The sequence below is a fragment of the Cellulosimicrobium sp. JZ28 genome (assembly GCF_015327065.1).
Lineage (GTDB): Bacteria > Actinomycetota > Actinomycetes > Actinomycetales > Cellulomonadaceae > Cellulosimicrobium > Cellulosimicrobium funkei.
In genome coordinates, this window is the sequence record NZ_CP017660.1 from 1,378,766 (window position 1) to 1,396,076 (window position 17,311).

14 protein-coding genes and 1 pseudogene are annotated in these 17,311 nt (G+C 75.9%); 9 read left to right on the forward strand and 6 right to left on the reverse strand.

Annotation, left to right across the window (positions count from 1 at the left end; translation table 11 throughout):
• The first annotated feature begins 63 nt into the window (after positions 1-63).
• The gene (locus tag BJP59_RS19715; protein ID WP_228485304.1) at positions 64-816 is read left to right on the forward strand and encodes a hypothetical protein; all 753 of its coding nucleotides are present in this window, start codon (positions 64-66) and stop codon (positions 814-816) included.
• Here BJP59_RS19715 and BJP59_RS06345 read toward each other — a convergent pair.
• Genes BJP59_RS06345 through BJP59_RS06355 form a run of 3 tightly spaced genes read right to left on the reverse strand, consistent with a single transcriptional unit; the run spans position 806 to position 5,279 of the window.
• Positions 806-2,803, reverse strand: a complete 1,998-nt coding sequence (locus BJP59_RS06345) for a hypothetical protein (protein ID WP_194522502.1) — start codon at positions 2,801-2,803, stop codon at positions 806-808. The genes BJP59_RS19715 and BJP59_RS06345 overlap by 11 nt on opposite strands.
• Entirely contained in the window at positions 2,800-4,785 is a 1,986-nt protein-coding gene (locus BJP59_RS06350; protein ID WP_194522503.1) for an HSP90 family protein, read from the reverse strand. The genes BJP59_RS06345 and BJP59_RS06350 overlap by 4 nt, the downstream gene beginning before the upstream one ends.
• Positions 4,782-5,279, reverse strand: a complete 498-nt coding sequence (locus BJP59_RS06355; RefSeq protein ID WP_021483506.1) for a YbjN domain-containing protein — start codon at positions 5,277-5,279, stop codon at positions 4,782-4,784. Before BJP59_RS06355 ends, BJP59_RS06350 begins: the two co-directional genes overlap by 4 nt.
• Before the next feature lie 153 nt (positions 5,280-5,432).
• Between BJP59_RS06355 and miaA the strand changes: the two genes are divergently transcribed.
• Together miaA and dapF are read left to right on the forward strand one after the other, a co-directional pair.
• Positions 5,433-6,485 (forward strand): tRNA (adenosine(37)-N6)-dimethylallyltransferase MiaA, encoded by a 1,053-nt coding sequence (gene miaA, locus BJP59_RS06360; RefSeq protein WP_194522504.1) that lies wholly within the window; start codon positions 5,433-5,435, stop codon positions 6,483-6,485.
• Positions 6,482-7,510, forward strand: coding sequence for a diaminopimelate epimerase (gene dapF, locus BJP59_RS06365; protein ID WP_081599983.1), 1,029 nt, complete (start codon positions 6,482-6,484; stop codon positions 7,508-7,510). Before miaA ends, dapF begins: the two co-directional genes overlap by 4 nt.
• An 8-nt stretch (positions 7,511-7,518) precedes the next feature.
• Here the strand turns inward: dapF and BJP59_RS06370 are convergent, their stop codons facing one another.
• A complete protein-coding gene (locus BJP59_RS06370; protein ID WP_194522505.1) occupies positions 7,519-8,208 on the reverse strand; it encodes a class I SAM-dependent methyltransferase in 690 nt (229 codons plus the stop codon).
• A 158-nt stretch (positions 8,209-8,366) separates the two neighbouring features.
• Between BJP59_RS06370 and hflX the strand changes: the two genes are divergently transcribed.
• From hflX to BJP59_RS06385, 3 genes are all read left to right on the forward strand, one after another.
• The gene (hflX, locus tag BJP59_RS06375) at positions 8,367-9,923 is read left to right on the forward strand and encodes a GTPase HflX (protein WP_194522506.1); all 1,557 of its coding nucleotides are present in this window, start codon (positions 8,367-8,369) and stop codon (positions 9,921-9,923) included.
• Positions 9,924-10,118: 195 nt separating this feature from the next.
• Positions 10,119-12,212: an ATP-dependent DNA helicase gene (locus tag BJP59_RS06380; protein ID WP_442861546.1), complete on the forward strand. Its 2,094-nt coding sequence runs from the start codon at positions 10,119-10,121 to the stop codon at positions 12,210-12,212.
• Between the two features lie 29 nt (positions 12,213-12,241).
• Entirely contained in the window at positions 12,242-13,249 is a 1,008-nt protein-coding gene (locus tag BJP59_RS06385; protein WP_021479748.1) for an L-lactate dehydrogenase, read from the forward strand.
• 114 nt (positions 13,250-13,363) lie between these two features.
• Here BJP59_RS06385 and lexA read toward each other — a convergent pair whose 3' ends face one another.
• Positions 13,364-14,098 carry a transcriptional repressor LexA gene (lexA, locus tag BJP59_RS06390; protein WP_031315073.1) on the reverse strand — a complete coding sequence of 245 codons (735 nt, stop codon included), beginning with the start codon at positions 14,096-14,098 and terminating at the stop codon, positions 13,364-13,366.
• A gap of 336 nt (positions 14,099-14,434) precedes the next feature.
• Here lexA and BJP59_RS06395 point away from each other — a divergent pair, with 336 nt between their 5' ends.
• Positions 14,435-14,809 carry a LysM peptidoglycan-binding domain-containing protein gene (locus BJP59_RS06395; protein ID WP_228485305.1) on the forward strand — a complete coding sequence of 125 codons (375 nt, stop codon included), beginning with the start codon at positions 14,435-14,437 and terminating at the stop codon, positions 14,807-14,809.
• 365 nt (positions 14,810-15,174) lie between these two features.
• The gene (nrdR, locus tag BJP59_RS06400) at positions 15,175-15,705 is read left to right on the forward strand and encodes a transcriptional regulator NrdR (protein WP_086151384.1); all 531 of its coding nucleotides are present in this window, start codon (positions 15,175-15,177) and stop codon (positions 15,703-15,705) included.
• 224 nt (positions 15,706-15,929) lie between these two features.
• On the opposite strand, the pseudogene BJP59_RS06405 reads toward nrdR, so the two are convergent.
• Positions 15,930-16,886, reverse strand: a pseudogene (locus BJP59_RS06405) (aldo/keto reductase); the annotation flags it as partial.
• A 211-nt stretch (positions 16,887-17,097) separates the two neighbouring features.
• On the opposite strand from BJP59_RS06405, the gene BJP59_RS06410 reads away from it, so the two are divergent.
• Positions 17,098-17,292, forward strand: coding sequence for a DUF5302 domain-containing protein (locus BJP59_RS06410; RefSeq protein ID WP_031316400.1), 195 nt, complete (start codon positions 17,098-17,100; stop codon positions 17,290-17,292).
• Positions 17,293-17,311: the final 19 nt, after the last annotated feature.

Consider the following 17,311-nt stretch of genomic DNA (forward strand, 5'->3'; position numbering starts at 1 on the left):
CATCGCGGGCCGTCCGGGGAGGCGCGGCGAGGGTGGTGGAGCGGGCACCACTACGGTGGGACGGTGACCGTCCGCGCCGTCGTGCTCCCCGGAACCGCCCTGCTCGTCCCGGGGGCGGCCGGTGCCGCCTCGGTCCTCGGGCCGGTGCGCGACGCCGCGCTCGCGGCGCTCGCCGACCTCGTGGCGGGCCCACCCGATGAGGCGGGTGCGACGGCCGTCGTCGTGGTCGCCCCGGGCGTGGAAGGAACGCGTGGCCCTGCGCGGGCCTCGCTCGCCGCGGCGGGCGTCGCCGACCGGTGGATCGACCCCGCATGGGCCGCCGCCACGCGACCGTTCGACCGGCCGGTCGCCGGGACGGCCGCCTCCGTGGCGCTCCTCGCGCTCGCCGGTGCGGGCTGGACCGGTCCCGTCGACGTCGTCGAGCTCGGTGGCGCGGCGACGCGGACGGCAGCAGGAATGAGCGCGGAAACAAGCTTGGAGACGAGCTCGGGGACGAGTTCGGAGGCGGACACGGAGACGAGCACGGAGGCGGGTGCGGCGACGGAGACCGTCCTGGACGCCGCTCGAGAACTCGGTGCGGAGCTCGCCCGGGAGGGGGCGCGGCTCGTCGTCGTGCACGACCCGCGTGCGCCCCTGCCGGAGGCCGTGCTCGACGGGTTCGTCGCCGCGGCGGGCGCCGAGGCCGCGCCGGTCGCGCCGGCCGACGAGCCGGACCCCGCCGCGGCGGTCCGGCGGTACGAGGTCCGCGCCCCCGCAGCCGCCGACCGCCCGGCGGGGCCCGCCGCCCGCCCGGCCGGGCCCGTCGTCAGCCGCTGAGGCCCGTCCCGACGGCGGCCGCCTCGTCGTCGCGCCCGAGCCGGCGCAGCGCCGCGACCATCTCGTTGCCCACCATCGCGCGCGACTCCGCGTCGTGGACGATCGCGAAGCCCTCCATGGCCGACTCGAGCAGCTCCACCGCGTCCGTGTCCTTCCCCGCCGCGCAGCGCGAGCGCCCGGCGAGCCAGAAGGCGTGCGCCGCGTCGCGGACGTCCCCGGCGCGGGCGAACTCCTCGGCGACGGACTCCGCGAGCGTCGCCGCCGCGTCGAGCTCGCCCGCGGTGGCGAGCAGACGGGCGCGCGTGTCGTCGAGGTCGCGGCGCTCGCGCGCGTCGGCCGCGGCGTCGCGCTCGACGAGCTCGGCGGCCCGCGGCGCCGGCGCGACGTCGGTGCCCTCGCCCGCTGCGGCCAGGTCGTCGAGCGTGCGCTCGACCTGGGCCAGGGCGGCGGTCACGTCGCCCCGCCCGGCCTCGAGCCGCGCGTAGGCACGCACGACCTGCCCGACGAACCGGGGCGCGACACCACCGGCGCGCAGGAGCGCGAGCGCGTGCAGGAAGGCGGGCGCGGCGCCCTCGTCGTCGCCCTCGAGCGCGGCGAGCTGCGCCGCCTCGGCGAGCGCGAAGCCGGCGCGGTCGAGGTGGCCGGAGCTCTCCAGGTGCGACGACGCGCGACGCAGGAGGCGTGCCGCCCGGACCGGGTCGTCACCCGCGACGTCGTCGGCGAGCGCGAGCAGGCCGTCGGCGTCGGTGGGCTCGTCGGTGCCCTCCGCCGGGGCTCCGCCGGTGACCGCGGACTCCTCCGGCGCGAGCCCGGCGGGGAGGTCCGACGGACCGCTCGTCGCGCCCTCGGCCACGGCGACGGGCCGCGGCGACGCCGACGGGGTGTCCAGGGAGAGCACCGCCAGGTCGACGGGGAGCGTGCGCGCGCCGCGCTCCCACGCGGCGCGCAGCCGCTCGGACGCCGCCGTCGTGCCGTTGCGCGCGTCGAAGGACTGCGCGAGTGCGGCCGCCTCGCCGCGCACCCACGCGTCGAGCTCGGCGAGCGTCGTGGCGGGCACGTCTCGCAGCGCGAGCGCGGTGTCGCCGTGGTCGGCCCGCAGGACGCCTGTCGCGACGCTCACGCTCGTGAGGAAGCCGAGCCGGTCGCCCGGCGAGTCCGCCTCCGTGAGGAACGCCTGGTGCTCCACGAGCAGGCGCAGCGCGCGCGACGCGTTGCCCGTCCGGGCGAGGAACTCCACGTGACGACCCTTCGGGCCCGTCATCGTCACCCCGATGTCGAGGTGGCGCAGCCCGCGGCGGTGCGTGCGGGCCGCCGCCTCGGCGTCGCCGACCTCCACGTACGCGAGCTGGAGGTGGGACAGCATGTCGCCCGGCTCGGTGGCGCACGACGGCGATCCCTGGAGCACGCCCTCGAGCAGCCGGATGCCCTCGTCGTGCCGGCCCGTCTCGAAGAGGTACGCCGCGCGGTCGCCCGGCTCGCACGCCTCGCACTGCGAGTAGTCGTCGCGCGGGGTCGCGACCCACGCGCGGTACGCGTCCTCGACGTCCGCGCCGCCACGCTCGCGCGCCCACTCGAAGCGCTCCAGGGCGACCGCGTTGGTGCCGTTGCCCGCGAGCGCGTACCGGCGCGCCATGTCGTCGAGCGTGCGCTCGATCTGCGCGGCGGGGACGTCGGGGAACTCCATGAGGTGCCCGACCATCCACTTGAACGACCAGAACAGCGAGTGCGTGTCCTCGGCGTCGAACTGCTCGGGGTGCTCGTCCCACCAGCGCAGCATCTTGGTGAACGGCAGGTACGCCTTGGTCACCTCGCCGCCCCACACGTACGACTCGACGAGGACGAACTGCGCGTAGGCGCGCGCGGCGTCGGGGCCCTCGGCCTCGACGCGCTCGAGCTCGGCCGCGGCGGCCGTGGAGCGCGCGAGGCCGTAGGGCATGCGGCGGACGTCGTACAGGGCGGCGTTCACCTGGTCCACGGACCGGGTCATCGGTTCTCCTCGTCGGCAGGGGGGTCGGGTTCCGTGGCGGGGTCCTGCCCGGCCGCGAGGGCGCGGGCGAGCAGGAGCGACAGGGAGTCGTTCATGAGGGTCGCCTCGACGGGCTGGAGCGCCTTGCCGGACGCGAGCACCGCCGTGACGTAGAGGGAGCGGGCACCCGCGGCGCGCACCTGCGCGTCGGGGCTCGCGAGCAGGTCGCGCACCGTGGCGTTGGCGTCGTTGAGGACCAGGCGGCGGGGGCGGGCCGGGGCGCTGAGGCCCGCGAGGATCTCGCCCCAGAGGTCGTCCGTCTCCGCGACGCGTGCGGCCTCGCGCGCGTGGTCGCCCTCGCGGTCGTGCAGGAGCATGGCCGGGAGGGCGTCCGGCTCGTACCGGCGCAGCACGACGTCGCAGTCCTGCTCGGCGAGCGCGGCGTCGAGCGACGCGAGCGCGTCGGCGACCTCGAGCTCGCGCAGCGGCTCGACCTCCGTGAGGACGTGCGCGACGTCCGCGGCCGAGACGGGCGACAGCCGCCACTGCGGGAACCGCGCCGCGACGCGCTCGAGCAGGTCGGCGTCGTAGACGTAGCCGCCGTTGACGACCGCGAGCCCCTGCGCCGCCGCGACGGGCGCGATGCGCCGGAACTCCTCGACGCTCGCCGTGTACAGCAGGCGCCCGTCGGGGTGGTCCGTCGCGAGGTCCGCCAGGGTCGTGGACCCGGCCGTCGTCTCGAAGGGCAGCACGCGCGCGGCGACGTCGAGCATCTCGTCGTCGGTGAGCGCGAGCGCGCGCACGGCGAGGTGGTGGGTCTCGAGGAAGCGCCGCGCGAGGACCGAGTCCGTCGCGAGCGTCTCGAGCAGCCACCGGCGCACCTGCGCCCCGAGCGCGTCGCGGGTCGCGAGCAGGACCTCGTCCTCGTACAGCCCCTCGCGCGACGCCGTCGGGCGCAGCACGGACGCGTCGAGGACGCACCGCACGAAGAACGCCCACGGGGGCAGCAGGTCGTCGACCGCGCTGCCCAGGAGCATCCGCTTGAGGTAGACCCGGTGCCGCGACGTCGTGGTCGGCGCGACCGCGGCCGGGAGCACGTACGCGACGCCCGTCAGGCCGGCGAGCGGCAGGTCGAGGTCGATCCGTGCGAGCGGGGTGAAGCCGAGCGTGCGCTCGGCGTAGCCGGCGAGCGCGGCGTCGCGGGCCGCGGGCGTCGGGTGCGCAGCGCGCCACGGCAGGTCCTCCCCGCTGAGCCGGCGCACCGCGACCGGGGCGTCGCCGCCGGCGCCGCCGTCACGGTCCTCGCCGGGGCCGCCGTCGAGACGCGTCTCGACGAGCAGCTCGACCGGCAGGAGCGAGCCGAAGTCCTGGGCGAGCGCGACCACCGACTCCGGGGCGAGCCAGTGCTCGGTGTCCCGCCGCGGGTGCAGCCGGACGACGCTCCCGGGCTCGGCGGGTGCCGCCGGGTCGTCCGGCGCGAGCTCGACGAGCTCGTACCGGCCGTCGGCACGGCCGCGCCAGCGCACGGGGACGGGCGCTCCGCCCGCCGCCGTGCGGCGAGCGGAGCGCGAGACGAGCTCGATCTCGTCGGCGACCATGAACGCGGACAGGAGCCCGATGCCGAACTGGCCGAGGAACTCCTCGCGACCGGTCCCGAGCTCGACGTCGCGCTTGGAGCTGCGCCCGATGGTCGCGAGCAGCTCCTGCGCCTCGTCCCGCGTGAGGCCGACACCCGAGTCGTGCACCTCCAGGCCACCGTCGGGCAGCGGGCGGAGCAGGATCCGCGCCGGGGCCTGCGGTCCCTCGAGCCCGGCGCGCGCGGTGATCGCGTCGACGCCGTTCTGCAGCAGCTCGCGCAGGTAGACGCGCGGGCTCGAGTACAGGTGCCGGGCCAGGAGGTCGACGACGCCCCGCAGGTCGACCTGGAAGGCCGTCGTCGCCTCCTCGCCCGGGGCGCCGTCCGGAGCGGTGCGGCCCGCGGTGGTCTCGTGCGTGCCGGTCACCGCGCGTCGACGTCGGCGCCGCCCTCGGCCACGGTCTGCGCGGCCGTGTCGGGGAAGCGGGCGTCGAGCGCGTCGAAGAACTGCAGGCCCGTGAACAGGCCGCACTCGATGAGCTGGCCGAGCTGGTCGTCCGCGACGCCGAACTCCAGGTCCGTCGCGACCTCGGTGTAGACCGCGAGCTGGTCGTCCTCGACGCGCGCGTAGACCTTCGGCCAGATCTTGTCGCGGTTGAACTCGTTGGCGACGAGCGCGACCTGCGCCTCGGCCGACGCCGGGAGCGTCCGGTTCCACCGGCCGCGGACCTGCAGGATCTCCTGCTTCTCGCCCATGAGGAAGAAGAAGAACACCTTGCCGTCCCAGTTGCCGCCCAGGTCCCCGTCCGAGTCGACGAAGTACCGCCACTCGCGGCTCGTGAGGAACGCCTCGACGCGCTCGCGCGTCAGCGGCGCGTTCTGGCTCGTCGGTGCGGCGTCCGGCTTGGTGAAGAAACCCATGTTCTCGAGTCCTTGTCGTCTGAGAGGTCGTGCGAGGTCGTCGTGCTGAGGTCGTACGCGTCGGTGCGCGCGGGCGGACCGACCACGGACACCCTACGCATCCTCGCCCACACGCCTCGGGCCGCCGACCGCCCGGGCGGTACCGTTGCGCGGGTGAAGACCGAGCACGACCCCGCAGGCCCGGGCGTCGTCGCCGTCGTCGGCCCGACGGCCACGGGGAAGTCCGACCTCGCCCTCGACCTCGCCGAGCGCCTGTCCGTCCCCGGGGCGCCCGCGGAGATCGTCAACGCCGACGCCTACCAGCTCTACCGCGGCATGGACGTCGGGACCGCGAAGGTCCCCGTCGCCGAGCGCCGCGGCGTGCGCCACCACCTCCTGGACGTGCTCGACCCCGCCGAGGACGCGTCCGTGGCCCGCTACCAGAGCGAGGCCCGCCGCGTGCTCGACGAGATCGCCGCCCGGGGGGCGCGCGCCGTCGTCGTGGGCGGCAGCGGGCTGTACGTCCGCGCCCTCCTCGACGACATGCGGTTCCCGGGCACGGACCCCGCCGTGCGGGCGGCGCTCGAGGCGCGCGCCGACGAGCAGGGCCCGCGCGCGCTGCACGACGAGCTCCTCCGGCGCGACCCCGCGGCCGCCGCGAGCATCGGCCCGGCCAACACCCGCCGGCTCGTCCGGGCGCTCGAGGTCATGGAGCTCACCGGCGAGCCGTTCACGGCGAACCTCCCGCGCCAGGTCTACGTCCGCCCGACCGTGCAGATCGGCCTCGACTGCGACCGGGCCGTGCTCGACGCGCGGGTCGCCGGCCGCGTCGAGCGGATGTGGGAGCAGGGCCTCGTGGCCGAGGTGCGCCGCGTCGAGGCGCACGGCATGGGCCGCACGGCCCGGCGCGCCGTCGGCTATGCGGAGGTGCTCGCCGCGCTCCACGGCGAGACCACGCAGGACGCCGCGCGCGAGGCCGTCACCGCGAACACGCGGCGCCTCGCACGCAAGCAGATGGGCTGGTTCGGCCGGGACCCGCGCGTCGGGTGGCTCGACGCGCAGTCGCCGGCGCGCGTCGAGGACGCTCTCGCGCTCGTCGCCGCGGCGGACGAGCGCGCTGCCGCGCAGGGCACGGACGGGCCCGACCCCGCGACCGTGCCGGGCACCGCCGTCGGGCCGGACGAGGCGGACAGCAGCGCGCCCGTGCGCCGTAGTCTGGGCTCATGACGCGCACCCGCTTCACCAAGGGCCACGGGACCCGCAACGACTTCGTGCTCCTCGCCGACACGAAGGGCGAGCTCGACCTCACGCCCGAGCTCGTGCGTGCGCTCGCCGACCGCCGCGGCGGCGTCGGGGGGGACGGCGTCATCCGCCTCGTGCCGACCGCGCTCGTCCCGGAGTCGCGCGACGTGCTCGCGGAGGACCCGCACGCCATCTGGTTCATGGACTACCGCAACGCCGACGGCTCGGTCGCCGAGATGTGCGGCAACGGGGTCCGCGTCTTCGCGGCCTTCGCCGAGCGCCTCGGGCTCGTGAGCTTCGCGGGCGGCACCGAGGTCCCGGTCGGCACGCGCGCGGGCGTCAAGCGCGTGCGCAAGGAGGACGACGGCTGGTTCGCCGTCGACATGGGCCCGTGGTTCCTCCCCGGCGGGCGCCCCGCGCTCCAGGACGGCTACGACGCGACAGTCGTCGTGCGGGGCTGGGAGGTCCCGCGCCCGGCGCTCAGCGTCGACCTCGGCAACCCTCACACCGTCCTCGCCGTCGCGCGCGAGGACGTGCTCGAGCGCGCCGACCTCACCGAGGCGCCCGTCGTCGAGCCGCACCCGTCCCACGGGACGAACGTCGAGCTCGTGGTGCCCCTCGGCGAGACGACCGCGGACGACGGCACCGTCGTCGGGCACGTGCGCATGCGCGTGCACGAGCGCGGCGTCGGGGAGACGCCGTCGTGCGGCACGGGCGCGTGCGCGGCGGCGCTCGCGGTCCGCGTGTGGGGCGGCCCCGACGCGCCGGACACCTACCTCGTCGACGTCCCGGGCGGCACGGTGCGCGTGCGGGCGCTCCCGGGCGGCCGCGTCGAGCTCGCCGGTCCCGCGGTGCTCGTCCACGCGGGGGAGATCGACCTCGCCGCGCTCGTCCCGGGGACGCCGGTCCCGCCGGAGGACGACGCGCACCAGGGCGCGGACGGCCTCGTGACCGCCCAGCCCGCCGAGCCGGTCGCGGCGGCGTCCGAGGGCGACCGCGCGCCGGTCTGACCGCCGGCTCAGCGGGGCGCGACGACCTCGAGGACGCGGAACCCCTTCGCGCTCGCGGCGCGCTCGACGACCGCGCCCGGCAGGAGCGGGGGCAGCGCCTCGGCGAGCCAGCGCTGGAGCGAGTCCGAGCCCAGGTTGCGCTGCACCACGAGGTGCGCGCTCGCGCCCGGCGCGAGCCGGGGCAGCCAGTGCAGGAGCATCCCGTGCAGGACGTCCTTGCCGACCCGGATCGGCGGGTTCGACCACAGCGCGGCGAGCGCGACGTGGTCGGGCACGTCGTCCGGGAGGACGGCCCGGACGTTGTCCAGCCCGAGACGCTGCGCGTTGCGGCGCACGAGGTCGAGCGCGCGCTCGTTGACGTCGACGGCCCACACGGTCGCCTCCGGCGCCTCCAGGGCCATCGTCAGGGCGACCGGGCCCCAGCCGCAGCCGAGGTCGAGGACGTGGGCGGGGCCGTCGTCGGGCCGGGCCGCGAGGACGTCGTCGAGCGGCGGGGTGGTGCGCAGGAGCACCTGCGTGCCGAGGTCCAGCCGGCCGGGGGAGAAGACGCCCGAGGCGACCTCGACCTCGACGTCGCGGCCCGCGAGCCGCACGGAGATCGTGCGGCGCTCGGCGGCGGACGCGGGCCGGGCGGTGAAGTAGTGGTCCGCGGCGCCGTCGGGCGCGGCGTCGACGGCGGGGTCCTGGTCCTCGGTCACGTCGGCCGATCCTACGCGGGCGCGCCCACGTCAGGAGGCGGTACGGCGCACCGGGCCGCTCGTCGTGGGCTTAACCACTGGCCTCGGGACGATTTCGCGTGCCACGCTTGTTGTCACACCCGGACGCACGAGCGCCCACCACCGACGGAAGGCGGCACATGAGCCCAACCCCTGCGAACACTCCGAACCCCACCTCGGCTCAGGACGAGCCGACCGGCGCGACGCGGGACATCGCGAGCGACGTCGTGGCGCGGGTGCTCGCTCGGGCCGGGACGGCACGCGCCGAGGGCGGCACGGTCCACACGGAGCACGACGGCGAGCAGCTCGAGCTCGAGGAGCGCAGCGCGCTGCGCCGCGTCGTCGGCCTGTCGACCGAGCTCGAGGACGTCACCGAGGTCGAGTACCGGCAGCTGCGCCTCGAGAAGGTCGTGCTCGTCGGGCTCTGGAGCCCCGGCTCCGACCCGCGCGAGGACGGCGCGCCCACGTCCGCCGAGGAGGCCGAGATCTCGCTGCGCGAGCTCGCCGCCCTCGCGGAGACCGCGGGCTCGCAGGTGCTCGACGGCGTGATCCAGCGCCGCGCGAAGCCTGACCCCGGCACGTACCTGGGCTCCGGCAAGGCCGCGCAGCTCGCCGACGTCGTCGCCGCCAGCGGCGCGGACACGGTCGTGATCGACGGCGAGCTCGCGCCCTCCCAGCGGCGCGCGCTCGAGGACATCGTCAAGGTCAAGGTCATCGACCGGACCGCGCTGATCCTCGACATCTTCGCCCAGCACGCCAAGTCGCGGGAGGGCAAGGCCCAGGTCGAGCTCGCCCAGCTCGAGTACCTCCTCCCGCGCCTGCGCGGCTGGGGCGAGTCGATGTCCCGCCAGGCCGGTGGCCAGGTCGGCGGCGCCGGCGCGGGCATGGGGTCGCGCGGTCCCGGTGAGACGAAGATCGAGCTGGACCGCCGGCGCATCCGCAACCGCATGGCCAAGCTGCGCCGCGAGATCCAGGCGATGGCCCCGGGGCGCGAGACGAAGCGCGCGTCGCGCAAGCGGCACGCCGTGCCGTCCGTCGCGATCGCGGGCTACACGAACGCGGGCAAGTCGAGCCTGCTCAACGCCATCACCGGCGCGGGCGTGCTCGTCGAGAACGCGCTGTTCGCGACGCTCGACCCCACGGTGCGCCGCACGCGCACCGAGGACGGCCGGGTCTACACGCTCGCCGACACCGTCGGGTTCGTGCGCGCGCTGCCGCACCAGCTCGTCGAGGCGTTCCGCTCGACGCTCGAGGAGGTCGGCGACGCCGACCTGCTGCTGCACGTGGTGGACGCCTCGCACCCGGACCCGGAGGGCCAGATCGCGGCGGTGCGCCACGTCCTGGCCGACATCCCGGGCGTGGAGGACGTGCCCGAGGTGATCGTGCTCAACAAGGCGGACCTCGCCGACCCGGAGACGATCGCGCGCATCCGGCTGCGCGAGCGCCGCACGGTCGTCGTGTCGGCGCACACGGGCGAGGGGATCGAGCACCTGCGCGAGCTCATCGCGCACGAGCTCCCGCGCCCGGACGTCGAGATCGACGTCGTCGTGCCGTACCACCGGGGCGACCTCGTGCACCGCGTGCACACCGAGGGCGAGATCGACCACGAGGAGCACACGCCCGAGGGCACGCTCCTGCGCGGCCGTGTCGCCCAGGCCCTCGCGACGGAGCTCGTGGGCGCCTCCGCCGTGAGCTGATCCGCCCCCGAGCCTCCCGCCGGCGCGGCGCGGCGGGCCCGCCCCGCGCCGGACCCGGCGTGGGCCCCACGCACGACCCCGCGCAGCCACGGCTGCGCGGGGTCGCGTGCGTCCCGGGCCGGTCCACAGGGCCCCCGCCGCGTGGGTGCCCGACCGTAGAATCGGCAGGTGCCCCCCTCCACCCGTACCGCTCCCGTGCCCGACCGTCCGGACACGGAGGCGCCCGGGCATGCGGCCGGTGACGTGCCCGCCGTCGAGGAGCTCCTCGACCTCGCGGTCACGCGCCTGGGCGGCGCGCGGCGCGACGGCCAGCGGACCATGGCGCGTGCCGTCACGGACGCCATCGAGGGTTCCGAGCACCTCGTGGTCCAGGCCGGGACCGGGACGGGGAAGTCGCTCGGGTACCTCGTGCCGGCCGTGCGCCACGCGGTCGCGACCGACGAGCGCGTCGTCGTCTCGACGGCGACCCTCGCCCTCCAGCGCCAGGTCATCACGCGGGACCTCCCGCTCGTGGCCGACGCCGTCGCGGACCGCCTCCCGCGGCCCGCGTCGATCGCGCTCCTCAAGGGCTGGCACAACTACGTGTGCGTGCACAAGATCGCGGGCGGCTACCCCGCGGACGAGCCCACGCTCTTCGACCTCCCCGGCGAGGCGGCGGGCGCCGCCGACCACCCCGCCGCGCGCGGAGGGACGAGCATGGCGGCCCTCGGCGAGCAGGTCGTGCGCCTGCGGGAGTGGGCCGACGAGACGCCCACGGGCGACCGGGACGACCTCGTCCCCGGCGTGAGCGACAAGGCGTGGCGGCAGGTCTCCGTCACGGCGCTCGAGTGCCTGGGCCAGCGCTGCCCGCTGCTCGCCGAGTGCTTCCCCGAGCGGGCGCGCGCCGCGGCACGCGAGGCCGACGTCGTCGTGACGAACCACGCGATGCTCGGCATCGCGGCCATGGGGTCGCCCGGGGTGCTGCCCGAGCACGACGTCCTCGTCGTCGACGAGGCGCACGAGCTCGCGGACCGCGTCACGGCCGCCGCGACGGTGGACCTGTCGGTCCCGGCGATCGAGAGCGCGGCGCGCCTCGCGCGCCGCCACGGCGGGGTCACGACGGACGCGCTCGACGCCGCGTCCGCGGCGTTCGGCACGGTCGTCGGGTCGCTGCCCGCCGAGCGCTTCCCCGACGGCCTGCCCGACGCCGCGCGCTCGGCCGTCGCGGCGGTGCGGGACGCCGCGCGCGAGGTGCTCTCCACGCTCAAGCCCGAGACCGGCGTGACCAAGCCGGCCCAGCCGGACACGGGCCTGAAGATGGCGCAGTCGACGATGCTGCAGCTCTTCGAGGTCGCCGAGCGCATGGCGGCCGACCCCACGGGCCACGACGTGCTGTGGTGCTCGCGGCCCGGGGAGGGCGGCTGGTCCGGAGACCGCTTCGGCGACGGCGCGAGCCGCCTGCACGCCGCCCCGCTCGGCGTGGCGGGCCTCATCCGCACCCACCTGCTCGCGGAGCGCACGGGCGTCTTCACGTCCGCGACGCTCGCGCTCGGCGGGAGCTTCGACGCCGTCGCGCGCACCTTCGGGCTCGGCCCCGCGGCGACGGGCGGAGCCGCGGACGCGGGCGACGGCGACGCGCCGCGCTGGCGCGGGCTCGACGTCGGGAGCCCGTTCGACTACCCGCGCCAGGGCATCCTCTACGTCGCGAAGCGCCTGCCGACGCCCGGCCGCGAGGCGTCGACCGAGCACCAGCTCGACGAGATCGCGGCGCTCGTCGAGGCCGCCGGTGGTCGGACCCTCGGCCTGTTCTCCTCGCGGCGCGCCGCGGTGGCCGCGGCGGAGGCGATGCGCGAGCGGCTGGACGTGCCGGTCCTGTGCCAGGGCGACGACCAGCTGCCGACGCTCGTGCGGGAGTTCGCCGAGGACCCGGCGACGTGCCTGTTCGGCACGCTGTCGCTGTGGCAGGGCGTGGACGTGCCCGGGCCGTCGTGCCAGCTCGTGCTCATCGACCGCATCCCGTTCCCGCGCCCGGACGACCCGGTGAGGTCGGCGCGGGCTCGCGCCGTCGAGGCCGCGGGCGGCAACGGGTTCATGCAGGTCTCCGCGACGCACGCGGCCCTCCTGCTCGCCCAGGGTGCCGGGCGGCTCGTGCGGTCCACGGCCGACCGCGGGGTCGTCGCGGTCCTGGACCCGCGGCTCGTGACGGCGCGCTACGGGTCGTTCCTCACGCGGTCCATGCCGGGGTTCTGGCAGACGACCGACCGCGACGTGGCCACCGCTGCGCTCCGCCGCCTCGCCGCCCTAGGCTGAGCCCTTTCCAGCGACTTCACGGAGGCGACATGACGAGCACGTCACCGCAGGGCACCGGCGACGCGACCACGGGCGGTCCGGGAGGGGGAGCGCGGACGACGAAGCTCGCGATCGTCGGCGCCGGTGCCGTCGGCTCGACGCTGGCCTACGCCGCGCTCATGCGGGGCGCGGCGCGCACGGTGGCGCTCCTCGACGTCAACCGCGCGAAGGTCGAGGCCGAGGTCCTCGACCTCCAGCACGGCATCCAGTTCATGCCCATGGCGCGCGTCGAGGGGTCCGACGACGTCGCGGTGTGCGCGGGGGCCGACGTCGTCGTGGTCACGGCCGGCGCCAAGCAGAAGCCGGGCCAGACGCGCCTCGACCTCGCCGAGGGCACGATCGGGCTCATGCGGACGATCCTGCCGGGCCTCGTGGAGGTGGCCCCGGACGCCGTCTACGTCATGGTGACCAACCCCGTCGACATCGTCACGTACGCGGCGCTCAAGTTCTCGGGGCTGCCCCCGACGCAGCTCTTCGGCAGCGGCACCGTGCTCGACTCCTCGCGGCTGCGGTTCCTCGTGGCGCAGCACTGCGGCGTCGCGGTGCAGAACGTGCACGCGTACATCGCGGGGGAGCACGGCGACAGCGAGATCCCGCTCTGGAGCTCCGCGACGATCGGCGGCGCGCCGCTGCTCGAGTGGCAGGGCATCGGCGGTCGGGGACCGCTCACGGGCGACGTGCGCGACGAGATCGCGCGCGAGGTCGTGCAGTCGGCCTACCGGATCATCGAGGGCAAGGGCGCGACCAACTACGCGGTCGGGCTCGCGGGCACCCGGATCATCGAGGCGGTGCTCGCCGACGAGCACCGGGTGCTGCCCGTGTCGACGCTCCTCGACGGCATCTACGGGCTCGAGGACGTGTGCCTGTCGCTCCCGACGCTCGTCGACCGCCGGGGCGCGACGGAGCGTGTCGAGGTCCCGCTGGCGGACGACGAGCTCGCGGGCCTGCGCTCGTCCGCGGAGTCGCTGCGCGCGGTCGCGCGACGCTTCGGGCTCTGAGCCCACGGGCCCGTCGGGCCCGGCACGACGAGAGCCGGGCGGTCGAGGGACCGCCCGGCTCTCGTGCTGTCCCGAGCCTGCCCGCAGGGGCGCCCGGAGACGCTCGGGGACCGTTCAGAGGCTGCGCAGGACGGAGACGACGCGCCCCAGCACCTGGGCATCGTCGCCGGGGATCGGGTCGTACGCGGCGTTGTGCGGCATGAGCCACACGTGGCCGTCGGCGCGCCGCAGGCTCTTCACGGTGGCCTCGCCGTCGATCATGGCGGCCACGATCTCGCCGTTCTCCGCGACCGGCTGGCGCCGCACGACGACCCAGTCGCCGTCGCAGATCGCGGCGTCGATCATCGAGTCGCCCTGCACGCGCAGGAGGAAGAGCTCTCCCTCGCCGACGAGCTGGCGCGGCAGCGGGAAGACGTCCTCCACGACCTGCTCCGCGAGGATGGGGCCACCGGCGGCGATGCGGCCGACGACGGGGACGTACGACGGCGCGGGGTGGGCCTCGTCGTACGCGGGCTCGGGGGCCGTTCCTGCCGGCGCGAGCGGGGTGGCACGGCGGGCGTCGTCGGGCTGGACCACCTCGATGGCGCGCGGACGGTTCGGGTCGCGCCGCAGGAACCCCTTGCGCTCCAGCGTGGTGAGCTGGTGCTTGACGGAGGACGGGCTCGTGAGCCCGACGGCCTCGCCGATCTCGCGCATGCTCGGCGGGTAGCCGCGCTGCTCGACGCACGCGCGGATGGTCTCGAGCACGAGCCGCTGGCGCGGGGTGAGCCCGTCACCCCCTGCCGACCCGTCCGGCAGCTCGCGCACCTCGGCGAGCCCCCGTGCCCTGTCCGTGCCTCGTCCCGCCATGGTCGCTCCGCCCTCGTCCGTCGCGTGCCGCCGGCGCCAGCCGGGCCTGCGGCCTCCCCTCCCCGGGGGCGTGCGCCCCGGGACCTCGGTCGCTCCTCCGGGTCCGAGCGGACATGTCCGGCGAACCGACCTGACCCCAGGCTAGGGGAGGATGCGACACGAATCAAACACCTGTTCGAGCATGTCTCGACTCTGTCGGTCGTTCGTGATAGACCTTCGTACAGATGTTCTACGTACAGGTGTTCGACCGCAACGGTCGGCGCGGAGATGAGACGGGCGCGCGGGTCCGATCGACCGGGGAAGGCGATCGGGCTCGCGGGCCGGGACGGAGGGGACATGGACACGGTGGCGATGGCGACGGCAGCGCCGTCCGCGCTCGGGCGGGACGGCGCAGCGGGGCGAGATGCGCGCCCGGAGGCGCCGCTGCGGCTCACGCGACGCGGCCGTGCGGTCCTCGTGCTCCTCGTGGCCGTCGTGCTCGTCCTCGCGGCGAGGGTCGGGCTGGCCGTCGCGAGCGGGCCAGGGGAGCCGGTCGAGGTCCGCGTCCACGTCGTAAGCGCGGGGGAGACGCTGTGGGAGCTCGCCCAGGGCGTCGCGAACCCGGGGGAGGACCTTCGTGAGGTGGTCAGCGGGCTCGTGGAGCTGAACGGCCTGTCGTCGTCCGGCGTGCAGGCCGGCCAGACCATCCTGCTCCCGGTCGCCGAGCGGTGACGCAGCGCGATCGCACTCCTGGTCCTGTGACACAGCACACGGTGCTGACGTGCGACAGGCTGCGGCCGAGGGTTGCGCCGAGGCCTTAGGTCCGCCTAAGTTAGTGTCACCTCACACGCCGGCTGGGGGCTGGGCGGACGAGGCGAGGAGTGTGCGGACCACCGCGACTCCTGTGCACGTCGCCGCGCGCGAGGCGAGTCGCGCGCGAGATGGGGACGGGGGCGTCCCGACGGGGGCGGTCGACTTCGACCGCCCCCGTTCTGCTGTCCGCGGCCGGGCGCGTCGTCGGCGTGTTGCACCGCGCGCCCGCGACGACATACGTTCGTCGCGCCGACCTGTCGGCGCGACCCGCGGAGGAGCCCGCCATGCACTGCCCGTTCTGCCGTCACGCGGACTCCCGCGTCGTCGACTCCCGCACGTCCGACGACGGTGCCTCCATCCGCCGGCGACGCCAGTGCCCGGAGTGCAACCGTCGCTTCACCACGATCGAGACCGCCAGCCTGTCCGTGGTCAAGCGGTCCGGCGTGACCGAGCCCTTCTCGCGCGAGAAGATCGTCAACGGCGTCCGCAAGGCCTGCCAGGGGCGCCCGGTGAACGAGGACGACCTCGCCGTCCTCGCGCAGCGCGTCGAGGAGACCATCCGCGCGAGCGGGAGCGCCGAGCTCGACGCCTACGAGATCGGTCTCGCGATCCTCGGGCCGCTGCGTGAGCTCGACGAGGTCGCCTACCTGCGCTTCGCGAGCGTCTACCAGGCGTTCGACTCGCTCGAGGACTTCGAGAGCGCCATCACGTCGCTGCGTGTCGACCGGGAGGAGCGCGAGGCGGCGGCGGGCCGTGCGGCGGCCGAGGCCACCGACGACGCCGCGACCGACCGCGAGGCGGCACCCCAGCCCTGACGGTCACGCGACGGTCCCGCGCCTCGCGCCTCCGGTCCGAGGTTCGGTCCGCACAGCCGGACACGGCTGCGCGCGGCCGCAGCGCTACAGGTCGCTGGACCGGGACGCCCAGATGTTGATTCCCGTGTCCACGGGGAGGGCGTCGACGGCCTCGAGCTCCTCGGGGAGAGGTCGGGGGCGTCGAGGGCCGCGAGGTTGTCGTCGAGCTGGCGCGTCGAGCTCGCGCCGAGCAGGACCGACGTGACGCGCTCGTCGCGCAGCGCCCAGCGGATCGCCGTGGACGCGAGCGTCCGCCCGTGGGCGCGCGCGAGCTCGTCGAGGTGGCGCACGCGGTCGAGGTTCTCCTCAGAGAGGAACGCCGGGCGCAGCGGCCCGCCGCGCGCCGCGCGCGACCCGTCCGGGACCCCGTGGAGGTAGCGGTCCGTGAGCATGCCCTGGGCGAGCGGGGAGAACGCGACGACGCCGAGACCTTCGTCGCCCGCGACGTCGAGCACGGTGGCCCCCGCCTCGTCGTGCGGGTCGGGCGCCTCGATCCACCGGTTGAGCATGGAGTAGGAGACCTGCGTGACGACGAGCTCGACCCCGACGTCGGCCGCGACCCGCAGGGCCTCGCGCGTGCGCCGGGCGGAGTACGACGAGATGCCGGCGTAGCGGGCGCGCCCAGACCGGACCGCCGTCGCCAGCCCACCGATGGTCTCCTCGAGCGGGGTGGACGGGTCGTAGCGGTGCGAGTAGAAGATGTCGACGTGGTCGAGCCCGAGCCGGCGCAGCGACGCGTCGAGGGACGAGAGCAGGTACTTCCGGGACCCGCCCTCGCCGTAGGGGCCGGGTCCCATGCGGTAGCCCGCCTTGGTGGTCACGACGAGCTCGTCGCGCACGGGTCGGAGCTCGCGCGCGAGCAGCCGGCCCAGCGACTCCTCCGCGGCACCGCCGGGCGGCCCGTAGTTGTTCGCGAGGTCGAGGTGCGTCACGCCACGGTCGACGGCGTGCAGCACGATCTCGCGCTGCGTCGAGAAGGGGTCGGCGACGCCGAAGTTCTGCCAGAGCCCGAGCGCGACCTCCGGCAGGCGCAGGCCGCTCCGGCCGAGCGCGCGGTGCGGGAGCGCGGCACGCGCCGGCGCGGGACCGCCTGTGGCGTGGGGAGCAGCGGGGGAGGCCTGCGGCGTGGGATCGGGCGACACGTCCCGACGCTACCCGACGGCCTTCGCCGCGCGGTCGTCGGCGCTCCCGGCGCGGTCGCCAGCGTCACCCGCCCGCAAGGCCGGGACGGCCGGGCCGAGCGGACAAATCAGGTGGCGTCGGGCCGCCCGGTGGGGGAGGCTGGCGGGGTGCCCGCAGCGTCGGGCCGACCGCAGTGCCCCCACCGAGTTCCCCGTCGACGAGGAGACCGCCATGGCGTCCGACCAGCAGCGACCCGCTGCAGAGACCGCACCGACCGAGGAGGCCAAGGCGAAGTTCCGGGAGGCGCTCGACCGGAAGAACGCCGCGCGCCACCGCACGGCGGACGGCGAGTCGAACACGGGCTCCGTGCACGGCTCGGAGACCGTCGGCCCGGTCCAGCGCACCTTCCGCCGCAAGTCCGGCTGAGCAGCACCCCCGACGTCCG